The 25,357-nt window shown below is 67.7% G+C and carries 23 protein-coding genes and 1 tRNA gene; 18 read left to right on the top strand and 6 right to left on the bottom strand.

Features of this window, described 5'->3' with window-relative positions:
- Nucleotides 1–39: 39 nt before the first annotated feature.
- The 4 genes from FHT36_RS03450 to FHT36_RS03435 all read left to right on the top strand — a co-directional run bounded on the left by FHT36_RS03450 (nucleotide 40) and on the right by FHT36_RS03435 (nucleotide 2,559).
- On the top strand, nucleotides 40–756 hold the full coding sequence (locus FHT36_RS03450) for a metal-dependent hydrolase (protein WP_169121092.1): 717 nt from the start codon (nucleotides 40–42) through the stop codon (nucleotides 754–756).
- A gap of 108 nt (nucleotides 757–864) precedes the next feature.
- Nucleotides 865–1,374, top strand: a complete 510-nt coding sequence (gene coaD, locus FHT36_RS03445) for a pantetheine-phosphate adenylyltransferase (RefSeq protein ID WP_169121091.1) — start codon at nucleotides 865–867, stop codon at nucleotides 1,372–1,374.
- A gap of 70 nt (nucleotides 1,375–1,444) precedes the next feature.
- Complete coding sequence (locus tag FHT36_RS03440) at nucleotides 1,445–2,005, top strand: peptidylprolyl isomerase (protein WP_169121090.1); 561 nt, start codon at nucleotides 1,445–1,447, stop codon at nucleotides 2,003–2,005.
- A gap of 95 nt (nucleotides 2,006–2,100) precedes the next feature.
- Nucleotides 2,101–2,559: a peptidylprolyl isomerase gene (locus FHT36_RS03435; RefSeq protein WP_169121089.1), complete on the top strand. Its 459-nt coding sequence runs from the start codon at nucleotides 2,101–2,103 to the stop codon at nucleotides 2,557–2,559.
- 79 nt (nucleotides 2,560–2,638) lie between these two features.
- On the opposite strand, the gene FHT36_RS03430 is transcribed toward FHT36_RS03435, so the two are convergent.
- The 4 genes from FHT36_RS03430 to FHT36_RS03415 form a co-directional block, all read right to left on the bottom strand.
- Nucleotides 2,639–3,409 carry a proteasome-type protease gene (locus tag FHT36_RS03430; protein ID WP_169121088.1) on the bottom strand — a complete coding sequence of 257 codons (771 nt, stop codon included), beginning with the start codon at nucleotides 3,407–3,409 and terminating at the stop codon, nucleotides 2,639–2,641.
- A 124-nt stretch (nucleotides 3,410–3,533) separates the two neighbouring features.
- Nucleotides 3,534–4,706 carry a GNAT family N-acetyltransferase gene (locus FHT36_RS03425; protein WP_169121087.1) on the bottom strand — a complete coding sequence of 391 codons (1,173 nt, stop codon included), beginning with the start codon at nucleotides 4,704–4,706 and terminating at the stop codon, nucleotides 3,534–3,536.
- A 64-nt stretch (nucleotides 4,707–4,770) separates the two neighbouring features.
- Entirely contained in the window at nucleotides 4,771–5,520 is a 750-nt protein-coding gene (locus FHT36_RS03420; RefSeq protein WP_169121086.1) for a glycerophosphodiester phosphodiesterase family protein, read from the bottom strand.
- Between the two features lie 12 nt (nucleotides 5,521–5,532).
- Nucleotides 5,533–5,997: a RidA family protein gene (locus FHT36_RS03415; RefSeq protein ID WP_169121085.1), complete on the bottom strand. Its 465-nt coding sequence runs from the start codon at nucleotides 5,995–5,997 to the stop codon at nucleotides 5,533–5,535.
- A 132-nt stretch (nucleotides 5,998–6,129) separates the two neighbouring features.
- Between FHT36_RS03415 and FHT36_RS03410 the strand changes: the two genes are divergently transcribed.
- From FHT36_RS03410 to FHT36_RS03370, 9 genes are all read left to right on the top strand, one after another.
- The gene (locus FHT36_RS03410; protein ID WP_169121084.1) at nucleotides 6,130–6,951 is read left to right on the top strand and encodes a cell envelope integrity EipB family protein; all 822 of its coding nucleotides are present in this window, start codon (nucleotides 6,130–6,132) and stop codon (nucleotides 6,949–6,951) included.
- A gap of 6 nt (nucleotides 6,952–6,957) precedes the next feature.
- A complete protein-coding gene (locus FHT36_RS03405; RefSeq protein WP_169121083.1) occupies nucleotides 6,958–7,248 on the top strand; it encodes an acylphosphatase in 291 nt (96 codons plus the stop codon).
- Nucleotides 7,249–7,352: 104 nt separating this feature from the next.
- On the top strand, nucleotides 7,353–8,885 hold the full coding sequence (locus FHT36_RS03400) for a glycosyltransferase family 39 protein (RefSeq protein ID WP_169121082.1): 1,533 nt from the start codon (nucleotides 7,353–7,355) through the stop codon (nucleotides 8,883–8,885).
- Entirely contained in the window at nucleotides 8,876–9,364 is a 489-nt protein-coding gene (locus tag FHT36_RS03395; protein WP_348644368.1) for a GNAT family N-acetyltransferase, read from the top strand. The genes FHT36_RS03400 and FHT36_RS03395 overlap by 10 nt, the downstream gene beginning before the upstream one ends.
- A gap of 93 nt (nucleotides 9,365–9,457) precedes the next feature.
- Nucleotides 9,458–10,171 (top strand): glutathione S-transferase N-terminal domain-containing protein, encoded by a 714-nt coding sequence (locus tag FHT36_RS03390; RefSeq protein WP_169121080.1) that lies wholly within the window; start codon nucleotides 9,458–9,460, stop codon nucleotides 10,169–10,171.
- 56 nt (nucleotides 10,172–10,227) lie between these two features.
- The gene (locus FHT36_RS03385; protein WP_169121079.1) at nucleotides 10,228–12,204 is read left to right on the top strand and encodes a tetratricopeptide repeat protein; all 1,977 of its coding nucleotides are present in this window, start codon (nucleotides 10,228–10,230) and stop codon (nucleotides 12,202–12,204) included.
- Between the two features lie 127 nt (nucleotides 12,205–12,331).
- A tRNA-Ser gene (locus FHT36_RS03380) sits at nucleotides 12,332–12,423 on the top strand.
- Between the two features lie 220 nt (nucleotides 12,424–12,643).
- Nucleotides 12,644–13,339 carry a YafY family protein gene (locus FHT36_RS03375; RefSeq protein ID WP_169121078.1) on the top strand — a complete coding sequence of 232 codons (696 nt, stop codon included), beginning with the start codon at nucleotides 12,644–12,646 and terminating at the stop codon, nucleotides 13,337–13,339.
- A 65-nt stretch (nucleotides 13,340–13,404) separates the two neighbouring features.
- Nucleotides 13,405–13,779: a VOC family protein gene (locus FHT36_RS03370; RefSeq protein ID WP_169121077.1), complete on the top strand. Its 375-nt coding sequence runs from the start codon at nucleotides 13,405–13,407 to the stop codon at nucleotides 13,777–13,779.
- A gap of 22 nt (nucleotides 13,780–13,801) precedes the next feature.
- On the opposite strand, the gene FHT36_RS03365 is transcribed toward FHT36_RS03370, so the two are convergent.
- On the bottom strand, nucleotides 13,802–15,166 hold the full coding sequence (locus FHT36_RS03365) for a PLP-dependent aminotransferase family protein (RefSeq protein ID WP_169121491.1): 1,365 nt from the start codon (nucleotides 15,164–15,166) through the stop codon (nucleotides 13,802–13,804).
- Between the two features lie 143 nt (nucleotides 15,167–15,309).
- On the opposite strand from FHT36_RS03365, the gene FHT36_RS03360 reads away from it, so the two are divergent.
- From FHT36_RS03360 to FHT36_RS24925, 5 genes are all read left to right on the top strand, one after another.
- A complete protein-coding gene (locus FHT36_RS03360) occupies nucleotides 15,310–16,176 on the top strand; it encodes a DMT family transporter (protein ID WP_169121076.1) in 867 nt (288 codons plus the stop codon).
- 593 nt (nucleotides 16,177–16,769) lie between these two features.
- A complete protein-coding gene (locus FHT36_RS03355) occupies nucleotides 16,770–18,233 on the top strand; it encodes a porin (RefSeq protein ID WP_169121075.1) in 1,464 nt (487 codons plus the stop codon).
- A gap of 389 nt (nucleotides 18,234–18,622) precedes the next feature.
- Nucleotides 18,623–19,939 carry a porin gene (locus FHT36_RS03350; RefSeq protein WP_169121074.1) on the top strand — a complete coding sequence of 439 codons (1,317 nt, stop codon included), beginning with the start codon at nucleotides 18,623–18,625 and terminating at the stop codon, nucleotides 19,937–19,939.
- 124 nt (nucleotides 19,940–20,063) lie between these two features.
- Entirely contained in the window at nucleotides 20,064–22,274 is a 2,211-nt protein-coding gene (locus FHT36_RS24795) for an OmpA family protein (RefSeq protein WP_169121073.1), read from the top strand.
- Between the two features lie 97 nt (nucleotides 22,275–22,371).
- A complete protein-coding gene (locus FHT36_RS24925; RefSeq protein ID WP_169121072.1) occupies nucleotides 22,372–23,004 on the top strand; it encodes a hypothetical protein in 633 nt (210 codons plus the stop codon).
- A gap of 6 nt (nucleotides 23,005–23,010) precedes the next feature.
- On the opposite strand, the gene FHT36_RS03335 is transcribed toward FHT36_RS24925, so the two are convergent.
- The gene (locus FHT36_RS03335) at nucleotides 23,011–25,308 is read right to left on the bottom strand and encodes a lytic transglycosylase domain-containing protein (RefSeq protein ID WP_169121071.1); all 2,298 of its coding nucleotides are present in this window, start codon (nucleotides 25,306–25,308) and stop codon (nucleotides 23,011–23,013) included.
- Between the last annotated feature and the right edge of the window lie 49 nt (nucleotides 25,309–25,357).

Below are 25,357 nucleotides of genomic sequence, written 5' to 3'. Positions count from 1 at the left end.
CATCCCGCGCACGCCCGCAAGCCACCCGAGGCAATCCCAATGAAGATCACCTGGTACGGCCACGCCGCCTTCCGGCTTGATTTCGCCGATAAGGCCGTCCTCATCGATCCCTTCTTCACCGGTAATCCCAGCTTCCGCTCCACCGTGGAGGAAGCCTCGCGCGGGGTGACGCATATCCTGCTCACCCACGGCCACGGCGACCATATCGGCGACACGCTCTCGCTGGTCGAGGACGCCGCCGACGCCAGCCGGACCCTGCCGGTGGTGGCCAATCCCGAGCTGTGCGCCTACCTCTCGGCCAAGGGCGCGGGCAATGCGCCGCAGATGATGAACACCGGCGGCAAGCTCGACCTCGGCGGCTTCACCGTGACCATGGTGCGCGCCGACCACTCCTCGGGCGGCCCTGCGGCGCCGTCCGAATATCTCGGCAACCCCACCGGCCTCATCGTGAAGGCGCCGGGCGAGCCGACCGTCTGGCACCTGGCCGACACGGATATCTTCTCCGACATGGCGCTCCTGTGCGAGATCCACGCGCCGAAGGTGGTATTCATCCCCATTGGCGACCGCTTCACCATGGGCCCCGAGGTCGCGGCGCTGGCGGTGAGGCGTTTCCTGCCGGGCGTCGAGGTGGTGGTGCCGATCCACTACGGCACCTTCCCCATCCTGGTTCAGGACGCCTCCGCTTTCGTGGAAGCGCTTAAGGGCCATCCGGTGAAGGTCATCGTCCCGGAGAGCGGCGGCTCGTTCGAGGTCTGAGCGGGGAGGGGGCTTCTCCTGAGCGGGGGCTTCCCGGCCCCGCCCATTGCGTCCCGGCGCCCGCAAGGCTAGGCCTTGCGGGACCAGAACAGGCTGAAGACAGGCCGCATGAGCGAACATACCCTGCGCACCGCCATTTATGGCGGCTCCTTCGATCCGCTCACCAACGGCCATCTGGACGTGGTGCGCTCCGCCTGCCGCCTCGCCGACCGGCTCGTGCTGGCGGTGGGCATCCATCCCGGCAAGGCGCCGCTGTTCGCCGCCGAGGAGCGGCTCGCCATGCTGCGCGAGGTCTGCGGGCCGGTGGCGGCGGAAGAGAATGCGACGCTGGAGGCCATCACCTTCGACGATCTCATCATCACCACCGCTCAGCGGCTCGGCGCTACCCTGCTCATCCGCGGCCTGCGCGACGGCACGGACCTCGACTACGAGATGCAGATGGCCGGCATGAATGGCACGCTGGCGCCGGGTATCCAGACGGTTTTCCTCCCCGCTTCGCCCCGCGTGCGCCCCATCACCGCCACTCTGGTGCGGCAGATCGCGTCCATGGGCGGGGACGTCTCCGCCTTCGTGCCGCCCGAGGTGCTCGCGCGGCTCGATGCCAAGTTCAAGCGATAGCGCCCTCATTCGCCGCCGCGCCCATGCGGCCAAACCGCCCCGAGGCCGGGGCTTTCCGGGAGAGACCCTTATGACGCGCCTTTTCGGCCGCTTCCTCGCCGCAGCATTCGTCGTGCTCGCCTTCGCGCTGCCGGCGGCGGCCCAGACGAAGCCGGACCCGCAGAACACGCTCTATCTCGACACGCCCTACGGCCGCGTCGTCATCGCCCTGCGCCCCGACCTCGCCCCGCAGCACGTGGAGCGGCTCAAGACCCTCACCCGCGAGGGCTATTACAACAACGTGCCCTTCCACCGCGTCATCGACGGCTTCATGGCCCAGACCGGCGACGGCCAGTATGGCAACGGCACCGGCGGCTCCAAGTATCCGAACCTGCCGGCGGAATTCTCCAACGTGCCGTTCAAGCGCGGCGTCGTGGGCATGGCGCGTGCGTCCTCCCCGAACAGCGCAAATTCCCAGTTCTTCATCATGTTCGACGAGACCCCCAGCCTGAACGGCCAGTACACGGTCGTCGGCCAGGTGGTGTCGGGCATGGAGTTCGTGGACAAGGTCAAGAAGGGCTCCGGCTCCAGTGGCTCGGTGTCCAATCCCGACAAGATCGTGAAGATGCAGGTCGCCGCCGACGCCAAATAGGCACCGGCCAGAAGATGCCCCGCCGCGGCCGGCTCAGCCGCCGCAGCGGTTTCCCCGACCGGCGCCCGGTGCGCCGCAAGTGAAGGAAGAGATTGATGAGCGATGAAGTCCTGATCCTCGAAACCACGAAGGGCCCGGTGACCATTGCGTTCCGCCCCGATTTGGCCCCCGGCCACGTCGCCCGCATCAAGGAGCTGGTCTCCCAGGGCTTCTATAACGGCGTGCCGTTCCACCGCGTGATTGAGGGCTTCATGGCCCAGACCGGCGATCCGACCGGCACCGGCATGGGCGGCTCGGGCAAGAAGCTGAAGGCGGAGTTCAACGCCCAGCCCCACGTCCGCGGCACCTGCTCCATGGCCCGCGCGCAGAACCCCGATTCTGGCGACAGCCAGTTCTTCATCTGCTTCACCGACGCCCGCTTCCTGGACCGCCAGTACACGGTGTGGGGCGAGGTGATCGACGGCATGGACAACATCGACCAGATCAAGCGCGGCGAGCCCGTGAAGGATCCGGACAAGATCGTCACCGCCAAGCTCGCCCCCAAGGCGGCCTGAGCTTCGGTTCTGGCGTAGGTCGAAAATGAGAAGGGCGCCCGCTGGGGCGCCCTTTTTCATTCCGCAGTAGGCTTGTGCCTCAGGCCTCGTTGACCACCCGCGGGCGGGCGTTCTTCAGGTAAGGCGGCTTCGGGATGGAGGCGTGGGCCGAGCGCAGCGCGGCCGACCAGCGCTCGCGCAGATCGTGGAAATAGGGCTCGCCGGGCTCGATGCGATAGATCAGCTCGGAGTGGAGCGAATCCGGCGTCACCACCATCACGTCGATGGGCAGGCCCACGCCGAGATTGGAGCGCATGGTGGAATCCATGGAGATGAGGCTCGATTTCAGCGCCTCGGAAATCTCCATGTCGTAGTTCACCGCGCGGTCCAGCACCGGCTTGCCGTATTTGTGCTCGCCGATCTGCAGGAAGGGGGTGTCCTGCGTGCATTCGATGAAATTGCCGGCGGAATAGACCATGTAGAGCCGCAGGCTGTCGCCAGCGATCTGGCCGCCGAGCAGGAAGGACACGTCGAAGCTTACGTTCGACTGCTCCATGAAGGCGCCGTTGACCTTGTGGACCTGGCGGATGGCGGTGCCCACAAGCTGGGCGGCCTGGAACATGGTCCGGCAGTCGCGCAGCTGCCTGCGCTCCCCGATTTCGTGGTCCTCCACGCCCTCGTTCAGCATGCTGACGACCGACTGGGAGACGGAGAGATTGCCGGCGGTCGCAAGGCCGAGCACATGGTGGCCCGGCTCCTCAAAGATGTGGAGCTTGCGGAAGGTGGAAATGTTGTCGAGGCCCGCATTGGTCCGGGTGTCGGCGATCAACACCAGACCATCCCGAACCAGAACCCCACAGCAATACGTCATCGCCTGTCCCCAAGATTGGCGGGGGGACTATAGCGACCCGCCCGTGAGCCGGGCAACGGGCGGATGATGTCGCATTGGGGAGAAAGCGCACGCAGGCGTCTGCGGGAACGGGCGGAAGCCCGCTTCAGTCCTGCTCCTCCTCCTCGCAGCGCCTGAAGGGGCCGAGCTCGGTCAGCACCGCCGAATCTTCCTCCACATGGGTGCGCTCGCGCTCCAGATATTGCGCGACGGCACCGGCGAGGCCCTGGTGCACGATGTAGTGAGCGGAGAAGGTCGCCTTGGGCAGATACCCCCGCGCCAGCTTGTGCTCGCCCTGCGCTCCGGCCTCCACCACCTTGAGGCCGGTGGCGATCGCATAGTCGATGGCCTGATGGTAGCAGACCTCGAAATGCAGGAAGGGGTGGTGCTCCACCGCGCCCCAGTAGCGGCCATAGAGCGTCTCGGCGCCGATGAAATTCAGGGCACCGGCGATGTAGCGCCCGTTCCGGCGGGCCATCACAAGCAGAATCTGGTCGGCCATGCGCTCGGCGGCGCTCTGGAAGAACTGGCGGTTGAGATAGGGCGTGCCCCATTTGCGGCCGCCGGTGTCGAGATAGAACATGAAGAAGGCGTCGAAGGCTTCTTCCGTCAGGGTCTTGCCGGTGAGCCACTCGATGGAGATGCCATCCGCGATGGCCTCCCGCCGCTCCTTCTTCAGCGCCTTGCGCTTGCGGGAGGCGAGTTCGGCGAGGAAATCGTCGTAGGTGGCGTAGCCCGTATTGGTCCAGTGGAACTGCCGATCGGTGCGCTTGAGGAAGCCCAGAGACGCCAGCTCCTCCCATTCTTCCTCGGTGGAAAAGGTCACATGGGCCGAGGACGCGCCGCGCAGCCGCACGAGCTGCTTGATGCCGGCGCCCAGCGCCAGCCGGCCCACCGGATCGTCCGGATTCTTCAGAAGGAGGCGGCGGCCGGTGACGGGGGTGAAGGGCACAGCCACCTGCACCTTGGGATAATATTCGCCGCCGGCCCGCATATAGGCGTCGGCCCAGCCCTGATCGAAGACGTATTCCCCGCGCGAATGGGACTTCAGATAGGCCGGGCAGACAGCGGCGGCCTTGCCATCCGGCCCGTCGAGCACGAGGTGCTGCGGCAGCCAGCCGGTGCGCGCGGCGGCGCAGCCGGATTCCTCTAGGGCGGAGAGAAAAGCGTGGCTCACAAACGGTTCGGGGCGGGCCGCCCCGCCCGCCGCACAGGCGTCCCAGTCGGCCGCCTTGATCTCGGACAGGTTGGGCAGGATGCGGATGTGGGCGTCGGGCATCGAGCTTAAGTGTGCATTGCGGCAGAGACTGACCACCGCGACAGGACGCCGCAGATTTACGCCCCTATCCCTGCGGCGTGAACCCCTCGAACACGATCTGGTCCGCGCCGGCCAGCGCGCGGGCGGCATCGCTCGGGCTGCGAACAGTCCAGGCGGTGATGGGCACACCGCGCGCGCGGGCCGCGATCAGTGCCGGCTGGTCCAGATCGGTGAAATGATAGGTGATGAAATCGTAGCCGCTGGAGGCATGGTGATCCATGTCCGCCAGCATCCGCGCGCGCTCGGGCGTCATGCCCGGCCAGTGGGCGCCGTCATAGCGCGCCTGGGCGATGATGCCGCGCGGAATGTGCGGCGCCCGGGCCTTCGCCTCGGCCAGCATCTGCGGATCGAAGGAGATCAGCGCGACCTTGCCGCCATAGTCCTTGAGCACGTCCACCGCCCGCGCCGCGAGCCGCGTGTCGCCGGAGAGCGCGCTCTTGATCTCGATGAAGAGCGGCACCCGCCCGCCGACGCAAGCGAGGAAGTCGGCGAGGGTGGGAATCGTGTCCGGTGTGCCCGCCAGAGCCGTGTGTCCCAGCTCCGCCGCGCTCAGCGCCGAAACCGCGCCCTTGGCCGCCGTGAGGCGATCGAGGGTGAAGTCGTGGAACACCATGGCCTCGCCGTCGGCGCTGATCTGGATGTCCAGCTCGATGGGATAGCCCGCGACGGCCGCCGCCTCGGCGGCCGACAGGGAGTTCTCGATGCGGCCGCGGTCCTTGTCGTGCAGGCCGCGATGGGCGACCGGGCGGGCAGTGATCCAGCTCAGGTCGCCCATGGTCATCTCCGCTCAAGCGATCTCGACGATGGCTTCCACTTCCACCGAGGCGTCGAAGGGCAGGCCGGAGACGCCCACCGCCGAGCGGGCATGGCGGCCCTTGTCGCCCAGCGCCTCGACGAAGAAGTCGGAGCAGCCGTTCACCACTTTGGGATGGTCGGTGAAGTCGCCGGTCGCATTGACGAAGCCGACGAGCTTGACGATCCGCACCACCTTGTCGAGGTCGCCGATGGCGGCCTTCACCTGGGCGAGGATGTTGATGGCGCAGAGCTTTGCAGCCGCCTGGCCGGCCGCCACGTCCACACCCGCGCCGAGCTTGCCGGTGGCCATCTTGCCTTCGCCGTCGACGGAAACCTGCCCGGAAATGAACAGCAGGTTGCCGGTGCGCACCGCCGGCACATAATTGGCGATGGGCGGCTTGGGGCTCGGCAAAGTGATTCCGAGTTCGGCGAGCTTCTTTTCGACGGATGAAGTCATGATGGCCTCCTGCCATATGCAGCGCGCAATTAAGCCATCCTCTTCGCCGAAGAGCCGCGCCGGCGCAAGCAACGCGACAAGCGGGCGGCACGCATGCGTTGTCCGCGCCGGACGCCCGGAAGGAGTTGAGACATGAGCACGCATTTGCGCCTCGCCGCGGCGATGATGGCCGGCCTGTGGAGTTTCTCCGCACTGCCTGCCGGAGCGGTGAGCCTGCTGCCGCACAAGGCGACCTACCGCCTCTCCCTGGACGGCTCCAAGCCCTCGGGCCAGCTCGAGGAGATGAACGGCGAGATTCGCTACGAGATCACCGGCGACGCCTGCGCCGGCTACACCACCGTCACCAGCCAGCAGAGCGCCGCCTCCACCGGGGGCGAGCCGCTGCGCCAGACCGTCACCTCCAAGGCCTGGGAGGACGGCGCCGGCAAGACCTATCGTTTCCTGGCCACCACCGAGGGCGGCGACGACGACGGGCTGGAGCTGGAGGCCAATGTCGAGCGGCAGGAGCCGCCGGCCCTGAGGGTCGTCGTCACCAAGCCCGAGTCGGCCACCTTCACCCTCAAGGGCAACATCCTGATGCCCACCGAGCATGTGAAGAAGGTGCTGGCCGCAGCTGCGGCGGGGGAAAGCGTCTATCAGGCCAAGGTCTATGACGGCGCAAGCGACCCGCAGAAGGTGTTCGACACCCTGGCCGTCATCGGCCGCCCCAGCACCGACGAGAGCCGCCTCGCGGCCCCGGCCAAGGCGACGCTCACCGGGCGCACCTTCTATCCCGTCACCATCAGCTATTTCGACGAGGGCGGCGTGGACCGCACGCCCGCTTATGTCATGAGCTTCTCGCTCTATGACAACGGCGTCGTGGGCAGCCTCAAGATCGACTATGGCCGCTTCGCCCTGGTCGGCGCCATGGCGTCGTTCGAGGCGCTGACGCCGCCCGGCGCCTGCACGGAATAGGCGCCCATGCGCTATGTCCATGTGATGCTGCGCGGGCGGGTGCAGGGCGTCGGCTATCGCGCCTGGTGCGCGCGGGAGGCGGAGGGACGCGGTCTCCTCGGCTTCGCGCGCAACCGCCGTTCCGGCGCCGTGGAGGCGGTGTTCGCCGGCCCTCCGGAGGTGGTCGAGGCCATGCTCGCGGCCTGCCGCTCCGGCCCCGCCGGCGCCCGCGTGGACGAGATGCTGGTGCATGAGGTGTCCGACGCTGCACTGGCCGCCGGCGGGCGCGACCGCTTCACCGTGCTCGAAACCCTCTAGTTTTCCCTGCCCGTTCCGGCATCGCTCGACGCCGCAGCCCCGCGCTCGCCGCGGTGGCGCCTCGCCCTCCGCGACAGTATAGAGGCGCTGATGAGGAGTGCCCCGTGACCGACACTTATCTCGACAGGGATGCGCCCGCGTCCGCAGCGGCTGGCGCGCAGGGGGCCGTCCCCTTCTGGGCCCGGCCCGAAGGCGTCGCCTTCATCGTCGGCCTCTGGATGGTCCTGCACGCGGTGATCGCGGTGGTGTTCGAGATCGCGGTGAACGCGGACGACGCCATCGAGAGCTACATGGTGCAGTCGCTGGAGCTCTCCTACGTCCCGCGCAACCCGCCGCTGTTCGACTGGCTGCTGTGGGCCCTGCAGCGCGTGCTCGGCGTCGGCACCCTGTCCTTCGCAGTGCTGCGCTACACGCTGCTGTTTGCCTGCGCCATGCTGGTCTATCGGGTGGCGCGGCGGATGATCGCCGATCCACGGTTGCAGGCGCTCGCCACCTTCTCGCTCTCGTTCATCTGGGTCATCGGCTATCACAGCCACCGCATCCTGACCCATTCCAACGTGATGATCGTCGCCATCGCCGGTGCCTTCCTCACGGTGATGGCGCTGAGCCGCCGGCGCAGCCTCGGCCTCTATGTCGGGCTCGGGCTGTGGATCGCCGCCGGCACGCTCGGCAAGTTCGGCTTCGTGGCCTTCCTCGGCGTGCTGCTGGTGGCCTGCCTGCTGGAGCCGACCTACCGGAAGGTGATTCTCGATCCCCGCCTTCTCGTCACCTTCGTGGTGGCGGCGGTGCCGCTCGGCATCTACGGCTTCGCGCTCTGGCACTACGGACAGAACGTCGCCGAAGCCACGGCCCAGACCATCGGCATCACCGGCGCGGGATGGGACGCGGTGGTCTCCGCCACGGTCGGCGCCCTGTTCGGCTATGTGCTGCCTTTGGTGCTGGTCGTCGCGCTGGTGTTCCTCCCCTACAATCGCGGCGATGGGGCCACGCCCGACGCCCCCGAGCGCGGCGCCGCGCGCCGCGTGCTGCGGTCCGTCATCGTCATCGGCATCGCCGTCACCTTGGTTTCGACGCTCGCCATGGGCACCGCGAGCCTGCGCGACCGCTATTTCCACGTCTTCCTGCTGCTGCTGCCGGTCTATCTGTTCGCCGAGCTGGAACGGCTCGGCGGCTGGCGGCCGCGGGTGTGGATCTATCTCACCCTGCTGGCGGTGGTCAGCGGCGGCATCATGGTCTCCCGCATGGTGGTGCCGCTGTGGCCCGACCCCCGGCTGTGCGGGCGCTGCATCGCCGCGGAGCCGCTCTACAAGCTCCAGGTGGCGGTGGCGAACAAGCTCGGCGCCGCCCCGACCCTCGTCGCGGACGACCGGACCTCCGCCGGTCGGCTCAGGGCCGCCATCCCCGGGGCGCGGGTGGTCATCGTGCGCGAAAACCAATACCGGCCGCCGTCCCGCCCCACCACCGGCTGCGCCCGCGTCACCGGCATCTTCAACGGCCTGCCCAAGCTGCTCCTGCCGCCGGCGGATCAAAGTACCATCGAAGTATCGGTGAAATGGTGGTCCCCCTGGATGAATCCCCACCGCTGGAGCGATTGGCAGATGACCATTCTCCCGTCGGACGATCCGCTGTGCCGCTGACGCCCGAGTCCGCGCCGCCCGGCGGTCTCCTGATCCGCGAGGCCCGCGCCGGCGACCTTCCCGCGCTGGTGGCGTTGTTCGCCGCCGATACGCTGGGCGGCCACGGCGACACCACCGCGCCGGATGCGCTGGACCACTATCGAGCCGCCTTCGCCGCCATTGCGGAAGATCCGCGGGCGCAGCTTTATGCGGCCGAGCTGGATGGGCGTGTGGTGGGTACGTTCCAGCTGGTGTTCGTGACCAGCCTTCCGGGGCAGGGCGCCAGGCGCGCATTCCTGGAAGCCGTGCAGGTGGACGGAAGCCTGCGCGGCCAGCGCATCGGCGAGGCCATGGTGCGCTTCGCCATGGAGAAGGCCGCAGCGGAAGGGGTGGCCGCGCTCACGCTCACTTCCAGCAAGCTGCGGTCCGATGCGCATCGATTCTATCGCCGGCTCGGCTTCGCGAATTCCCACGAGGGTTTCAAGATCGTTCTGGCCTAGGAGGCGGGCGCCTTCGGTGGTCCCCCCTTGCCCCGGCACCGGGGGGTGTCTACCTCTTACCGAAGCGGCGGCACAGGCCGCAGGGAGGGCATGATGGCCGCAGTCCAGTCTTCGCCGATCGAGCTTTATTATTGGCCGACGCCTAACGGCTACAAGATCAGCATCATGCTCGAGGAGTGCGGGCTTCCCTACACGGTGAAGCTCGTGAACATCGGCAAGGGCGACCAGTTCCAGCCCGATTTCCTCGCCATCTCCCCCAACAACAAGATGCCCGCCATCGTCGATCCCGATGGACCGGGGGGCGAGCCGATCTCGGTGTTCGAGTCGGGTGCCATCCTGCAGTATCTCGGCCGCAAGACCGGCCAGTTCTATCCGTCAGACGAGCGCAAGCGGGTCGAGGTGGAGCAGTGGCTGTTCTGGCAGATGGGCGGCCTCGGCCCCATGGCCGGGCAGGCGCACCATTTCCGCATCTACGCGCCGGAAAAGATTCCCTACGCGGTCGAGCGCTACACCAACGAGGTGCATCGGCTCTACGGCGTCATGAACACGCGCCTGAAGGACCGGGAGTATCTCGCCGGCGACTATTCCATCGCCGACATCGCCTGCATCGGATGGGCCAAGCTGTGGGAGCGGCAGGGCCAGCACATCGAGGAATTCCCCCACTTCAAGGCCTGGCTGGAGCGCGTGCTCGCCCGGCCGGCGGTGCAGCGTGGCCTTGCGGTGAACCAGGAGGAGCGTGCCAAGCACGACCTCTCCAAGGACAAGGAAGCCCAGAGCATCCTGTTCGGCCAGCGCGCCCGCACCTGACGGCAGTAAGGTTCACGCGACCGCGCGGACCGATCACGCACGCCATTGGGGGGCGCATGCAGAAGGATTTTCGGGCCGACCTCGCCCGCGCCGGGGCGCTGCATCGGGAAGGGCGCCTCGATCAGGCGATCCCCCTCTACCGGGCGATCTTGCGCGAGGCGCCGAATTCCTTCGAGGTCGCGCGGCTGCTGACGCTGGCGCTGCTCCAGTCCGGTCGACCGAAGGAAGCCCATGCCGTCGCGCGCAAGGCGCGGGACGGCCACAAATCCAACCCGCACGCCCAGCTCATAATGGGCGCGGTCTATCAGGCCGAGGAAAAGTGGGACCGCGCCCTCGCCGCCTTCGAGAAATCGGCAGAACTCGACCCCGGCCTCGTGGAGGCCCACTACCTCGCTGCCAACACCTTGGCGCGTCTTGGTCGTCTGGAAGAGGCAGTGACGGGCTATAACCGCGTGCTGGGGATTGACGGCAGGTCGGTTGAAGCGCGGGCGAACCGCTCGACAGCATTGCTCCAACTCGGCCGTCTTCAGGCTGCGCTCAGCGATATCGAGCAGCTCATTTCCCAACTGCCGGGCGAGTCGCGATTCTGGGCGGCCAAGGCGACCACGCTTTACGAGCTCAATCGTCCGGGTGAAGCCGTGAATGCGGCGACGCAGGCGATCCGCCTCGCTCCGAGGTCAGCGGAGGGGTACGTCATCAAGGGCCGAAGCCTCATGGCGAGCGGTCAGCTCAAGGAGGCGCGAGACTGCTTTGTCGCCGGCCTTGAGCGCGACCCTTCGGATATGAAGGCGCGCGAGGCGTTGATCGTCGTGTTGCGGCATCTGGAGGAGTTCCCAGCCGCGCTCGCTCAGTGCAACCTCGCTCTGGCCCAGACCCCCGGTGCAGCCCTCTTCCTGCAGCATCGCGCCGAAATCCGCCGGGCGGAAGGCGATTTCGCCGGGGCGCTGGCCGATGTGGAGGCCGCCCTCGCCGCTGATCCGGGGCTTGCCTCCGCCCATGTCACCTGTGCCCGCCTTCTCGGCGACCTCGGCCGCCCGGACGAGATGCGCCAGGCGCTGGACACTGCCCTTCGCCTTGACCCCAACGAGCCCAATGGCCGCTTCATGGCTGCGGCCGACGATCTGGCGCGGGAGCGCTGGGAGGTGGGCTGGGCGGCGTACGAATCGCGCGATCACCTGCTGCCGCCTCCCTATCGGCCGCTGGATTTCATCCGGTGGGACGGGCGCGAGCGGCCGGAACTGCTCGTGGTGGTCGGCGAGCAGGGAATCGGCGACGAGCTATTGTTCTTCCGTCTGGCCCGGTCGCTCGCCGATGACGGGATCCGCACGGTGCTTCTGACACGGCCCGGACTGGTGCCGTTGCTGAAAAACCTTGATGCGCGCGTCGCCGTCGCCGGAGACCTGTCGGCCATCGACACCACGCAGCCGGGTCTGCGCTGGGTTCCAGCCGGCAGCCTGCCGCTCCTGCTGCAACCGAAGCCCGAGAAATGGCCAGCGGCGCCCTATCTCACGGCCCCGCCGGAGCGCATCGCCAAGTGGCGCTGGGTGCGCGACGAGGGGAGCTTCAACGTCGGCATCAACTGGCAGGGCAACCCGTCCCGGAACGTGGATGTCGGCCGCTCCATTCCGCTCGCGGCGTTCGCGCCCCTCGCCGAGATTCCCGGCGTCCGTCTCGTCAGCCTCCAGCACGGGCCGGGGACCGAGCAACTCCGCAAGGTGGCATTCGCCAATTCCATCATCGAGCTTGGCGACGATTTCAACGCGGACGGCATTTTCATCGATACTGTCGGCATTCTCCATCACCTCGATCTCGTCGTATCGAGCGACACGGCGCTGACCCACCTGTGCGGTGCGCGGGCGCACCCGACCTTTGCGGCTCTGCGCGCGGTGCCGGACTGGCGGTGGGGATATTCCGGCGACCGCAGCGTCTTCTTTTCCAGCGTGCGTCTGTTCCGGCAGTCCGAGGCGGGAGACTGGGGCGGGGTTTTCAACGCAATCGCCGGCGAAATCCGTGCCATGGCGGCAGGGCGCTGAGCTGGCCCGACGCGGGTTGGCAGCGTGAATTTCGATGCCGCAGAGCAGTTTGGCGGGGAGAAGCCGTGCAGGGAATGGCTATGGCGCCTTGCAAAGGGCGCAGCGGTCCGGCATAGGAAGGGGCGTTGGAGACGTGGCCGAGAGGCTGAAGGCACTCGTTTGCTAAATGAGCAGACCCCCAAAAGGGTCTCGAGGGTTCGAATCCCTCCGTCTCCGCCACTTTCCCCATAAGGTTTTGAAAAAGCCCGCGGTTTTGGCGGGCGGCAGTGCAGTGTGCGCTTCCACCCACTGACCGGCCGGCCATAGTGCTCAAGAGCCCAACCGCGTCATCGCCGAGGCGCTGGAATCACGGCATGAGCGATCGAGCACTGCCTCATGTCGGGGCTCATTCCTACTCCTGCCAGTTTATGGCAGCTGCCGGTGGTGTAGACTTGCGGCCATGTCCCGTTCGGAACGCCTCCTCGACCTTCTCCATGCTTTGCGGCGCCATCGTCACCCGGTGAGCGGCAAGGTTCTGGCGGATGAGATCGGCGTCAGCATCCGCACCCTCTACCGCGACATCGCCAGCCTCCAGGCGCAGGGCGCGACCATCGAGGGCGAGCCCGGCGTTGGTTACGTCCTGAAGCCGGGCTTCTTCCTGCCGCCGCTGATGTTTTCGCCGGAGGAGATCGAGGCGCTCGTCCTCGGCTCCCGCTGGGTGGCGGAGCGGGCGGACGATCGCCTGCGCGACGCGGCCCGCAGCGCGCTTGCGCGTATCGGCGCCGTTCTGCCGCCCGATCTGCGGGACGAGCTGGACGCGTCTTCCCTCCTGATCGCGCCGGGTGCGGAGATTCCGGCCGATGCAATCGATCCTGCCATTCTCCGAAAGGCGATCAGGACGGAACGCAAGCTGTCGATCGCCTATCGCGACGGGTCCGGCGCGCCGTCGCAGCGTGTCGTCTGGCCGTTCGCGCTGGCCTTTTTCGACCATGTGCGCGTTCTGCTGGGGTGGTGTGAACTGCGCCAGGACTTCCGCTCCTTCCGCACGGACCGCATCGCCCTCGCCGACCTTCTGGGCGCGCGCTATCCCGAGCGACGTCAGGCTTTGCTGAAGCGATGGCGGATCGCCCAGAAAAAGCAGCCGCCGGACGCATGATACTGCCGGAATCTGGCAGTATCGAACTCTAGGGTCTCGCCTGTCCCTCACGACAGGAACCCGCAATGACCAACAAGAACAACGTTCTCCTTTACGTCTCCGATGCGGTGGCGAGCGCCGCCTTCTATGCGACGCTGCCTGGAATGGAGCCCGTCGAAGCGAGCCCGAGCTTCGCCATGTTCATTCTCCCGTCAGGCCTGGGCCTCGGCCTCTGGGGACGCGGCGGCGTGACGCCCGCGCCGGTCGCCGCCGGTGGAGGCTGTGAAATCGGTTTCAAGGTGGATGCGCCCGCGGCGGTCGATGAGACGCACGCCGAATGGCTGGCCCGGGGCGCGGCCATTGCTCTGCCGCCCATCGACCTCGAATTCGGCCGAAGCTTCGTCGCGCTCGATCCGGACGGCCACCGTCTGCGCGTCTATGCCCTCAGCCAGGAGATGTAGGCGCTGGCGGTGCTGGCCCGGCTCATCCCATGGCCTGGGCCAGCACCGTGAGCACCCGCGGGTTGCTCATCTGCGCCACGTTGAAACGCAGGAAGGCGCCGGCGGACTGGGCCACGCTGAAGACGTTGCCGGGGGCAAGGATCACCCCTTCTTCCCGGCAGCGTCCCGCGATCATAGCGGACTCAAGCCCGTCCGGCAGGCGGCACCAGAGATAGAATCCGCCCCGCGGCATCAGCCATGGGACGATGCCGAGCCGTCCGAGCTTCTCGGCCACCTCCAACCGGGCGCGGGTCAGGCGATGGCGCACCTCCTCCATGTGCTTGCGATAGCCGCCCCCGGTCAGGATGCCCGCAACCAATTCGCCCGCCACGGGGCTGACCGCGCCGAAGCTCGTGGCGATCTGCAGGTCGCTCAAGGCCTCGATCCACTCCGGCCGTGCCGCGATGTAGCCGCAGCGGATGGCAGAGGAGAGGGTCTTGGAGAAGCTGCCGATCCGAATCACCCGGTTGAGACCATCGAGGATGGCGAGGCGCGGGGAGGGGGCCGGCTCGAAATCGGCGAAGATGTCGTCCTCGACGATGGTGAGCCCGTGCGCCTGCGCGTGGGTGAGGACGCGGTGGGCCGTCTGGGGGGAGAGGGTCGCTCCGGTCGGGTTCTGGAGCGCGGAGTTGGTGATGTAGAGGCGGGGCGTTTCCGCCACCAGCACCCGTTCGAACGCGGCCGGGTCCGGCCCGGAGGGGGTCATGGGGACGCTGACGATGCGAACCGGATGGGCGCGCAGCAGCGCCTGGAAGTTGAAATAGCAGGGATCGTCCACTAGCACGGCATCGCCCGGCCGCAGCAACAGGCGACAGATCAGATCGATGGCCTGCGTTCCCGAGCCGGTGAGCATCACCTGGTCGAGCGTTGCGCCGATCCCCTCCTCGGCGAAGCGCCCGAGCAGCAGCCGGCGCAGCGCCGCCGGGCCGCGTGTGCTGCCATATTCCGTGAGCAGAGCGCCGTCCGCGCGGGCGAGCGTCCGCAGCCCCTTGCGCAGGGCGGCGACGGGCATCCAGTCGTCCGGCAACCAGCCGCAGCCGGGCTTGAGCACGGAGGGCCCGGCATCGAGCGACTGCTTCGAGACCCAGAACGGGTCGATATCCGGCGCGCGCGGCGCATCCGCATGGCCGAGCGCCATCAGTTGCAGATCGCGCGGCAGGCCGGAGCTGGTCACGTAGAAGCCCGAGCCGCGCCGCGCGCGGATGACGCCTTCCGCCTCCAGCCGGTCATAGGCCTCCACCACCGTGGAAGGAGAGACGCCCATCGCCGCGGCGAAGCGGCGGACCGAGGGCAGGCGATCACCGGGGGGCAGGGCGCCGCCTGCGATGCGGCCCCTAATTTCCGCCATCAGGGCCTCGGTGCGTGTCGTGCCGGGCTTTGGCGATGCCACTGTGTGGCTCCCTGAACTAATACAGTTTGGCAGAATTGTATGTGAGTGTGGCTGTCTCCGCCACCGGCGCAGGCGTATCGCGGGCCCTAAAGCGAGGTCACATGGAACGCAAAGCAGCCGGCTGGGGCAGCGGATTTCTCGGCGTCGTCATCTTCAGCGGCTCCTTGCCAGCGACGCGGCTCGCCGTCGTCGATTTCTCGCCGCTCTTCCTCACCTCGGCGCGGGCCGTCATCGCCGCGATCATCGGCGGGGTGTTCCTGGCCGCGCATCGGCAGGTGCGGCCGGCTGCGGATGATCTCTTCTCGCTGGTGATCGTCGCCATCGGCGTCGTAGTCGGCTTTCCGTTGCTGACCGGACTGGCGCTGCAACACATCACGGCGGCGCACTCCATCGTCTTCATCGGCCTGCTGCCCCTCGCGACCGCCATCTTCGGTGTGGTCCGCGGCGGCGAGCGGCCGAAGCCGGCCTTCTGGCTGTTCTCCTGCGTCGGAGCGGCGACTGTGGCAGGCTTCGCGCTGTCACGCAGTGCGGACGGCTCCCTGTCAGGGGACATGCTGATGATTGGCGCCGTCTTGCTCTGCGGGCTCGGCTATGCCGAGGGGGCGACGCTCTCGCGGCGCCTCGGCGGCTGGCAGGTCATCTCATGGGCGCTGCTGCTGGCGCTGCCCTTCATGGCGGCGATTGCCCTGACCGTCCGCCCCGACCACTGGACGGGAATCGGCCTGCCGGCCTGGGCGAGCCTCGCCTACGTCTCGGTGTTCAGCATGCTGATCGGATTCGTCTTCTGGTATCGCGGCCTGGCCCTGGGGGGAATCGCCGGGGTCGGACAGCTCCAACTGCTGCAGCCCTTCCTCGGGCTGATGCTGGCGGCCGCGGTGCTGGGGGAGAGCATCGCCTGGCCCATGCTCGCCGCCACCGGCGTTGTGGTGCTGTGCGTGGCCGGCGCCCGGCACTTCGCCCGCCGCTGAAAGGCAGGGTGAACCGAGCGTCTCGATTCGAGCCGGGATGCCATAGGGGAAACCGTTGCGCGGTATGGTGCGGCGGCAGAAAAGTCGCCTCAATCGCGGGGCACCGGCCGTTTCTGCTTGTCGTCACGACCGGGGGCCGGCGGGGGCCTGGAGCCGGTGCGGCGGCCCATCGGGGCGGCACCATGGTGGGGCTCGCCGCTGACGGGGACGGGCCGCCTCAAAGGTTCAGCTCAAGCATCCGGCCGAACCCGGTGTTGCAAAAATACACAATCTTTATCAATGACTTAACCTTAATGACCTTCGGTCATGCGGGGAATGGGTCTTGGTATCAAGGTAGGCAATGACCCAGCGTGCCATTCCTGCAACACCCGCTGGAAAAGCACCCTCTCGGGGCCGTGATCGGCATGGTTTGGATTGATCACAGGTTGGCCTTTTGTATGTTGGCTTTGCGACGAAGGGGGGCAGTCCCCGGTCGACCGGTCCGCGTTCGGGGGGTCTGAATGCGGAATGGGAATCGGGGCAAGAACCCTCTCGGGGTGCAGCCGCACCGGCGAAGCGGAACTCGCTCCCTCGGAACCAACTTGGAGGTCACGATGAAGATGGTGAAGAGCCTTCTCCTCGGCAGCGCGGCGGGTCTCGTCGCGGTCGCTGGAGCCCAGGCCGCCGACCTGCCTGTCAAGGCAAAGCCGGTTGAGTATGTGAAGGTTTGCTCTGCCTACGGCGCGGGCTACTTCTATATCCCCGGCACCGACACCTGCATCAAGATCGGCGGCTACGCCCGTTTTGACACCTATGTGAACGCTGTCGGCACCTTCAACCCGAACATCTCGTCGACCACGGGCACGGCCTTCAACGGTCCCGGCGTTGGCGTGTTCGCCTATCCCTTCAAGGATGGCGATGATCCGGACTACCTGACCCGCGTCCGCGGCGTCATCGACTTCGACGCCCGCACCCAGACCGACTACGGCACGCTCCGCTCCTACGTGCGCTTCGGCGCCGAGTGGAACTCGCAGTCCGGCGCTGGCGTCGGCGCGAATAACGGCCTCTACTTCGAGCGCGCGTTCATTCAGTTCTCGGGCTTCACCTTCGGTTACACCCAGTCGTTCTTCGACCCGGGCGTCGGCTACATGCTGACCACCCCGTATGCGGGTTCGAACCGTTGGACCACCATGCTGGCCTACACGGCGCAGTTCGGTAACGGCTTCTCGGCGACCATCTCGCTGGAAGACGCCGCCAACCGCACCACCGGCGTGCAGATGACCGGCTCCACCGTGCAGCCCGTCTTCAACGTCACCACCGGCGCTACCGGCCTGACCTACACCAACTACCAGGGCGGTCAGCAGGCTCCCGACATCGTCGCGAACCTGCGCTATGACGGCTCCTGGGGTACGGCTCAGCTGTCTGGTGCTCTGCATCAGGTCGTGAGCACCCTCGCCCTGTACAACGGCTTCTACCCGGGCATGGGCACCACCAGCGAGTGGGGTTGGGCGGTCGGCGGTCACGTCGAGTTCAAGCTCCCGATGCTTGCGGCTGGCGACAGCCTCTTCATCCAGGCTGGCTACGAGCAGGGCGCCGTGTCCTACATCGGCCTGTCGGGCACTTCGCAGGGCCAGGCCACCTCGGTGGGCTCCATCGACCTGAAGCAGGTTGGCGGTTCGCTGATCGCTTCCGGCGCCTTCTACACCGTGGCTGATGCCGTGGCCGACCTCTTCGGTCAGCCCGCGCTCACCACCGGCTGGGCCATCCAGGGCCAGTTCCGCCACTACTGGACCCCGGGCCTGCGCTCGGCGCTCTATGCTGGCTACCTGAAGTACGAAGTTCCCACGAACGTCGTCGCCGCTCAGAACTTCAACATGTGGCAGGTTGGTGTGAACACCATCTGGTCGCCGGTGAAGAACCTCGATATCGGCGCCGAACTTCTGTACTCCAAGGTTGACGGCTCCGTGCCGCTCGGCCAGTACGCTGCGACCAACGCTGCTGGCGTCCTGCAGGGTTCGCTGGTTGGCGGCTCCACCGACATCTGGTCGGGCGGCGTCCGCGTGCAGCGCAACTTCTGATCCTTCGCGATTGGACGAAGAACCCCGGTGGGCAACCACCGGGGTTTTTCTTTGTCTGTACTTCACCTTGCCGGGGCTTTTCGTCTTCGCCATCGAGTGTGATCTTTATCTGAGACCCATCGCGCATTTTCAGCGCGCGTCGATGTGCCTGCCGCGCTATCAAGTTCCGGCCCCCGCGCAATTTTGGCATTGCTCGAATTTACTTCGCGCTATACTGCGCTCAGGCCATGAGCGGACCGCGGCACGCCCGTCTGCATTTTCCATTTTTCACTTCTACCGCGGATGCGGGTTGCTTTGTGAGTGCCATCTAGGGTTGGCAACGGCTGCTCTGCACGTCTGCACACGTTGAGCCCGCTGCTGGTCGCTCGTGATTACCGCGAGAGGGGTCCATGCCGGTCGCCCGCGCCATCGTATTGCGCCGTCTCCACGGCCTGATCCTTGCCGGCGGGGTCGTCGTCGCGGCAGGTTGGGCGCAGGGGTGGGCTGCCGCCGCGGACCTGATATCGCCACCGGCAGCCGATGCCCGCATGAGAGCCTGTACGGCGCAGGCGCCGGGCTTTGTCTTCATTCCGGGTACTGACACCTGCCTGCGTGTCGGCGGATACCTTTGGGTCGAGGGTTATTACAATACCTATACCCAGTACCCGCCGAGCTATGACAAGACCTATTCCATCTCGACCGGTGGGCTCATTCTCGACACCCGCACGGCGACCGACTACGGCACGGTGCGCGCCTATTTCGAGACGCGGTTCCGGTGGCGAACATCCGATCCCTGGTCGGATGGCCCGAATATGCCGACGGGCTCGCAGCCGGCGCAGATCGACCTGCGCGACGCCTACGTCCAGTTTGCCGGCTTCACCATCGGCCACGGCCAATCCGTTTTCGATTTTTACGGCAACGCCAACGTGCTGGGCACCGATCCCGCCACCATCGGCGACGACACGCGGCTGAACCTCGTCAGCTACACCTACGAATTCTCGAAAAATCTTAGCACGAGCTTTTCGCTGGAAGATGCGGCGAACCGCCAAAGCGGTATTCTCGCCCGCAACCCGAACCTCTTCGGCCCCTCTGACTACCAGGCTGGCGTGCGCGCTCCCGACCTGGTCGCCAACCTGAAGTACCAGGCGTCCTGGGGCACGCTGCAACTGTCCGGCGCCCTGCATCAGGTCAGTGCGACCGCTGTGCAGACTCCAGCCGTCACACTCGGCGGCGGCTGGGGCTATGCGTTGCAGGCGGGCGTCATGTTCAACCTGCCGGCGCTCGGCGAGGAGGATACGCTCTACCTCCAGTCGGCCTATACGAGCGGCGCGACGTCCTATCTCGGCCTGCAGGATCCCTCGGGCGACTACGGCGCGCCGGACGCTTTCGTTGGTGCCGGTGGTAACCTCACCAAGCTGTCCGGCTGGAACGTGACCGCTTCGCTCCTGCACAACTGGAACGAGCGGTGGAGTTCGGCCCTGTTCGGCGGCTATGCCGCATACGACTTCAACACCACTGGCATCCAGGCCTTCTATGGCGCGTCGGGGGGCACGAATTACAATGTCGGTGGCTATGTCGCCTTTGCGCCGGTGAAGAAAGTCTCCATCGCCTTGCAATATGACTACACCTACAATTCGGCCTCCAGCTACAGGCCCACAGCCTTCGCGCCGGCGCTGCCTTCGGTGGGCGCACAGCAGGTACTTCTGTTCATCTCCCGCGATTTCTGAGGTGACCCGGCACACCGGGGCGCCCCTCTAATGCCGTCTTCACCCGCGAGGCTTCCGGTGCGACGGCGAAGTATGCTGAAGTCCCCTTCCGGCTCCCGAGAGCGGGGCGGACAGCGGGGTGTGCGTGGTGCGGCAAGGCGAGGTGAACACGGCGGGCGAGGGCGGGCTCGGGCAGGGCCAGCCCCGCCGGGGCAAGGGCTGGCAGCGCCTGTGGCCGCTGGCCGCCGGGCTCGCTGCGCTCGCCGCCCTTACGGTCTTCACCATCCTGTTCGCCCGTGGCCCCATCGAGGCCGATCTCGATTCGGCGGCGCGCGATGTGCTTGCGCGTACGGGGGAGTCCTGGGCGTCCGCCCGCTTCCAGGGCCGCGACGCCACCATGGAGGGCGAGGCCCTGGCCGAGGAGGCGCGGGCGAAGGTGCGCGCTTCGCTGGAAGGCCTGTTCGGCGTTCGCGTGGTACGCGATGCAACCACCCTTCTTCCCGAGCGGCACCCCTTCACCTTCAGCGCGGTGAAGGACGGGCGCACGGTCGCCCTCGATGGCTACGTTCCCTCCGCCGATGCCCTCGTGCGGATCGTCGCGGCTGCCCGCAGTGGCGGGGACCAGGTGACAGGACAGAACCGGCTGGTGCGGGCCCGCGGCGCGCCGCCCGGTGATTTCGCGGCGCTGGTCATCTTCGGCCTCGGCCAGCTGAAGCGCTTGCCGTCCGGCCGGCTCACGCTGTCGGATGGCGCGATTGCGCTGGAAGGGCGGGCCCGCGACCTCGCGAGCTATGACGAACTGGCCCAGACGCTGCACGGCCCGCTGCCCGGCGGCATGGTGCTCGCGCGCTTCGAGGTGCGCCCGCCGGTCGCCGCCCCGTTCCTGTGGTCGGCGGTGCGCGATGGGACGGTGCTGCGGCTCAGCGGCTACGTTCCCTCGGCGGATGCGCGGTCCGAGGTTGCGAAGGCCCTGTCCTCGACCGTGCCGGGCATCGGCATCAAGGACGACACACTGCTCGCCGATGGTGCGCCGAGCGCGGAGCTCTGGATGCGGGCGGTGCGCTTCGCCGGCGCGGCCCTGGCCCAGCTTCCCGAAGGCCGGGTGACGCTGTCCGATTCGACCATTTCCATCGAGGGCGCCGCGCCCAGTTTCACCTCCTTCGACATCCTCCTCACGCTGCGCCGGCAGCCGCCGGAAGGTTTCCAAGTCGTTCGCTTCGCCGTGGAGCCGCCGCGCGCCTCGCCGTTTACCTGGCAGATCGAGCGAAGCCCCGAGCAGGTGCGGCTTTCCGGCTTCGCGCCGTCCGAGGAGGCCCGACGCCTGTTGCTGGATGCCGCGCGCTCGGGCTTTCAGGGCGTGCCGGTCGCTGACGACCTGCAACTGGCCTCCGGCGGCCCGGCGCCCGAAGTGTGGGCGAGCGCCGCCAGCTTCGCCGTCGCCCAGCTCGCCCGCATGCATGCTGGCTCCGCCGAGGTGTCCGGCACGCGGATGGTGCTGTCGGGCGAGGCGGCCGATTCTGCGGGTTATCTTGCCGTGATGCAGGCGGTGCGCACGCCGCCGGCCGGTGTCATCGTCGACGCCAAGGGCGTACGGCCGCCGACCATCTCGCCTTATGTCTTCTCGGTCCGGCGGGAGGCCGGCGAGCTCACGGTTTCCGGTTTCTATCCGGACGAGGCGGCGCATCTCGCCATCAAGGCCGCGCTGGAGCGCGACTTCCTGCGCGAAAAGGTCAATGATGTGTCGGCGGTCGGCGGCGGAGCGCCATCCGGCTTCCGCGACGCGGTGCTCGCCGGGCTGGCACAGCTCTCCCGTCTTTCCTCCGGCGAATTGAGTGTCGCCGATGCGCAGATGCGCCTGAGCGGAACGGTGCTCGACACAACCGTGGGAGGCGAGGTGGAGGCCGCACTGAAGCGAGCTGCGCGGCCGCCCTTCGTGGTCGAGACGGCGCTCCAGCTGGCTCCGTCCGCCCCGCCGGTGAGCGTGGCGGAATGCGGCCGGCTGGTGGGCGAGCTGCTGTCACGCGGGACGGTCCGCTTTGTCGGCGCCACCGCGGACATTGATCCGCTGAGCCGCGGCCTCGTGGATCGTATCGCCGCCGTGCTGAAGCGATGCCCGGAGGGGCTGGTGCGGGTGTCCGGCCATACGGACGGCATCGGCGATGCGGCCGGCAATGTGCGCCTCTCCGAGGCGCGGGCGAAGGCTGTGGTCGCCGCGCTGGCCGCCGAGGGCATCGCGCCTGACCGGCTGACGGCAGCCGGGCTCGGCTCGGGTCAGCCGGTGGCCCCCAATGACACTGAGGCGGGCAGGGCGCTGAACCGGCGCATCGAGGTCGAGGTGAAGGAGCGCGCGCCATGATCTATCTCGCCGTCGCGCTTTGGCCTTACGTGCTCGGGGCTGTGGCCATCGGCCTGGCCACCGGCTACGCGCTCGGCCGGAACGGGGGGAGCCGGCCATGACCGCCTTTGCCATCGAGGTGGCGCTGCTCCTCGCCGTCGTCTTTGGTCTGGCCCTTGCCGTCGGCTATCGCATCGGCCGTAAGCAGCGTCCGCCCGAGCCGGTGCAGGTCGCGGTGCCGCCCCCGCCCGCCGCCATGGAGCGTCAACCCGCCCCGGCCACGTCGGTGCCCCCGCCGGAGCCGCCGATCGTGGTCGAGCCCGCTCCTTCGCCTCAGCAGGATCTGTTCGCGCGGCTCGGCATCGCCGACATGAATGCGGTGCCGCCTCTGGATGACGAGGAGGAAGAGCCACCGCCCCCGGCCGTGCCATCGCCGACCCGCCCGGCCCCGCGCGCCCGGCGCCGGCCGCCGGAGAGCCTGCCGGGTGTGCGCCCGCCCGCCCTCGCTGCGCCGGAGGGCGAGGGGGCGGACGATCTGAAGCAGCTGAAGGGTATCGGGCCGCAAAACGAGCAGCGGCTCAACGAGATCGGCATCTTCCATCTTCGGCAGATCGCGGCATGGACGCCGGAAGAAGCCGCCTGGGTCGGCAGCTATCTGGCCTTCCCCGGCCGCATCGAGCGCGAGGACTGGATGGGGCAGGCGAAGGCCATTCTCGAAGGTGGAGCACCGCCGCCCCGTCGGCGGCGGTGAGCGGGCTCAGCGCCCGCCGCGCAGGTCGGCTTCCATCTGGAGCTTGCTCGGGATGTTGAAGCGCACCTTGTAGACTTGGTAGTTCTCCATCACCCGCTGCACGTAATTGCGGGTCTCGGAGAAGGGGATGCACTCCACCCAATCCACCACGTCCACGTCCGGGTCGCGCGGGTCGCCATAGCGGGCGATCCATTTGGCGACGCTGCCGCGCCCGGCGTTGTAGGCGGCGAAGGCGAGCACGTAGTTGCCGCCATATTGCGCCACCAGCTCGCCCAGCTCGGCGGCACCGAACTGCACATTGTAGGACTGGTCGCTCATCAGCCGGCGCTCGTCATAGGCGACGCCCGTGATCTTGGCGACCTGCCGTCCGGCCTCGGGCGTCACCTGCATCAGGCCCATGGCCTTGGCGCTGGAGACGATGGCGGGGTTGAACTGGCTTTCCTGCCGGGCGATCGCATAGACGGCCGCCTTGTCCACTGGATCGCCGATGGGGCTGTAATTGGGCAGGCCGAAGGTGGGGAAGGCCTCGGCCTCCAGCGGATGGCCCTCGGCAAGACCTTCCTTGCCCACCACCAGCGCGCCGCGCGGATCGTTGTTGGATTCGGCGAGGGTCGCGAGCATGGCGAGCTGGCTCGAATCCTCCATCCGCCAGGCGAGGTCGTAATAGATGGTCAGCGGGATATCGCGTGCGCCCACCGCATAGAGCATGCGGATCGCCTTCACCGGCTCCAGGCGGGCGAAGGTGTCGCGCGCGCCGAAGGACGGGGAGGGCGCGCCGCGCAGCACCACCGGCGCCATGCCGAGCTTGGTGCGCGAGAGCTGGCCGTAATAGGTCGCCGGGAATTTCGCCGCCGCCTGATAGGCGGCATTGGCCCGGCCGCGGTCGCCCATGGCCTCGGCCGCGCGGGCCTGCCAGTAATAGGCGCGCGAGAGCGTGATGGGGTGCTTCTGGTCGTCGTCGACCTTTGCGAAATGCTGGGCCGCCCGGCTCGGGTCCTTCAGGAAGCGCAGGGCGATCCAGCCGGCGGTCCACTGCTGCTCGGCCCGATAGTTGTCTGCCTGCGGCGGCACGCCGGTGGCGGCGACCTTGTAGGCGGTCTGGAAGTCGCCGGCATCGAGCAGTTCACGCGCGACGAGGCGGCGCTCGATCCACCATTCGTCGGGGTCCGCCAGCACCTGATCGGAGCTGGAGCCCGCGAGCAGCGCACGCGCCGCTTCCTGCGGCTTGTCGGCCCGGCGCAGCAGCTGGGACTTGGCGAAGAGATAGGCGGGATCGCTGGACAAGGTGAAGGGCACGAGGCCGAGCAGCTTCTCGCCGTTCGCTTCCTTGCGCGCGATCGCCATGCGCGCCTTGGTGAGCGCCACGATGTCGCTGCCGGCGCGTGCGGCGGCGCGCAGGGCGCGATCCGGGTCCGGCTTGTAGCTGAAGTGGTCGGCCCTGAGCTTGTGGTCGGCGCGGGTCAGGAAGCCGGAGAACTCGTCGATGATCTTGCTCTCGAAGAGCTCGTTCAGCTCGTCGTTGCGCCAGGCGTCGCGGACCCACTCGGCCGCGTCCTGCCGCTTGCCGATGGAGACGAGATAGCGGGCGAGCGCCACCTTGCCCTCGCCGGAGAGCGGCGCCTGATCGGCGAAGAAGGCCTGCGCCTTGGCCGGATCCTTGTTTTCCTGGAACAGCACGCGCTCGGCACGACGGCGCAGGGTGGACTGGGTCGGCCAGCCCGGCTTTTCCTGGATGAATTCGTTGATGGCGTTGAAGCCGAGATCGTTCGGGGCGTGCCGGATGACGAGCCATGTCACCAGCGTGCGCGCCACCGGATCGTCGAGCTGCTGGGCCGCGCCCATGGCCTCGGCGGCGCGGCCGTTGCGGGCGGCATTCACCGCGACCTTGAGCGCGGCGAGGTCGCCGCCGGGAATGCTGGACGAGGCGCCGACCGTCGGCGCGGGCTGATGGACGGTGGGCGCGACGCGAGCGGCAGCGGGCTTGCCGGCCGCCGGCTTGGTGGTCGCGCTTTTGCTCGCCGCCGGCTTTGCGGCCGCGGCAGGCTTGGCAGGCGTGGACGACTTCGAATCCTTGGCCTTCGTGTCCTTGGCCTTGGCGTCCTTCGATTTGGAATCAGCCGTCTTGCTGTCCTTGGATTTTGCGTCCTTGGACTTGGCGTCGGACGACTTCGAATCCTTGGAGGCGGACGCGGACGGCTTGGCCGGGGGTGTCGGCGCGGATTCCGCGACCGCCGGCATCGCCCCGCTCCAGGCGAGGGCGAGCGCAAGCGCGCTCACGGACATCAGGCTCGAAACAGGCGACATGAAGCTTCCTCGCGGGCGCGGGCTGTGGCGGCGTGTTCCCCCACCCGCA

It is taken from the genome of Xanthobacter sp. SG618 (genome assembly GCF_012932745.1).
GTDB lineage: Bacteria > Pseudomonadota > Alphaproteobacteria > Rhizobiales > Xanthobacteraceae > Xanthobacter > Xanthobacter flavus.
The sequence above is the reverse complement of the archived record's forward strand: the minus strand, read 5'-3'. Positions and strand labels throughout refer to the sequence as shown.

Coding starts and splice junctions, on each gene's coding strand:
- FHT36_RS03440 (WP_169121090.1), top strand. CDS start 1,445: ATGACGCGCCTTTTCGGCCGCTTCCTCGCCGCAGCATTCGTCGTGCTC.
- FHT36_RS03410 (WP_169121084.1), top strand. CDS start 6,130: ATGAGCACGCATTTGCGCCTCGCCGCGGCGATGATGGCCGGCCTGTGG.
- FHT36_RS03335 (WP_169121071.1), bottom strand. CDS start 25,308: ATGTCGCCTGTTTCGAGCCTGATGTCCGTGAGCGCGCTTGCGCTCGCC.
- FHT36_RS03415 (WP_169121085.1), bottom strand. CDS start 5,997: ATGACTTCATCCGTCGAAAAGAAGCTCGCCGAACTCGGAATCACTTTG.
- FHT36_RS03420 (WP_169121086.1), bottom strand. CDS start 5,520: ATGGGCGACCTGAGCTGGATCACTGCCCGCCCGGTCGCCCATCGCGGC.
- FHT36_RS03375 (WP_169121078.1), top strand. CDS start 12,644: ATGTCCCGTTCGGAACGCCTCCTCGACCTTCTCCATGCTTTGCGGCGC.
- FHT36_RS03350 (WP_169121074.1), top strand. CDS start 18,623: ATGCCGGTCGCCCGCGCCATCGTATTGCGCCGTCTCCACGGCCTGATC.
- FHT36_RS03425 (WP_169121087.1), bottom strand. CDS start 4,706: ATGCCCGACGCCCACATCCGCATCCTGCCCAACCTGTCCGAGATCAAG.
- FHT36_RS03405 (WP_169121083.1), top strand. CDS start 6,958: ATGCGCTATGTCCATGTGATGCTGCGCGGGCGGGTGCAGGGCGTCGGC.
- coaD (WP_169121091.1), top strand. CDS start 865: ATGAGCGAACATACCCTGCGCACCGCCATTTATGGCGGCTCCTTCGAT.
- FHT36_RS03385 (WP_169121079.1), top strand. CDS start 10,228: ATGCAGAAGGATTTTCGGGCCGACCTCGCCCGCGCCGGGGCGCTGCAT.
- FHT36_RS03370 (WP_169121077.1), top strand. CDS start 13,405: ATGACCAACAAGAACAACGTTCTCCTTTACGTCTCCGATGCGGTGGCG.
- FHT36_RS03355 (WP_169121075.1), top strand. CDS start 16,770: ATGAAGATGGTGAAGAGCCTTCTCCTCGGCAGCGCGGCGGGTCTCGTC.
- FHT36_RS03435 (WP_169121089.1), top strand. CDS start 2,101: ATGAGCGATGAAGTCCTGATCCTCGAAACCACGAAGGGCCCGGTGACC.
- FHT36_RS03430 (WP_169121088.1), bottom strand. CDS start 3,409: ATGACGTATTGCTGTGGGGTTCTGGTTCGGGATGGTCTGGTGTTGATC.
- FHT36_RS03450 (WP_169121092.1), top strand. CDS start 40: ATGAAGATCACCTGGTACGGCCACGCCGCCTTCCGGCTTGATTTCGCC.
- FHT36_RS03360 (WP_169121076.1), top strand. CDS start 15,310: ATGGAACGCAAAGCAGCCGGCTGGGGCAGCGGATTTCTCGGCGTCGTC.
- FHT36_RS03390 (WP_169121080.1), top strand. CDS start 9,458: ATGGCCGCAGTCCAGTCTTCGCCGATCGAGCTTTATTATTGGCCGACG.
- FHT36_RS24925 (WP_169121072.1), top strand. CDS start 22,372: ATGACCGCCTTTGCCATCGAGGTGGCGCTGCTCCTCGCCGTCGTCTTT.
- FHT36_RS03365 (WP_169121491.1), bottom strand. CDS start 15,166: ATGGCGGAAATTAGGGGCCGCATCGCAGGCGGCGCCCTGCCCCCCGGT.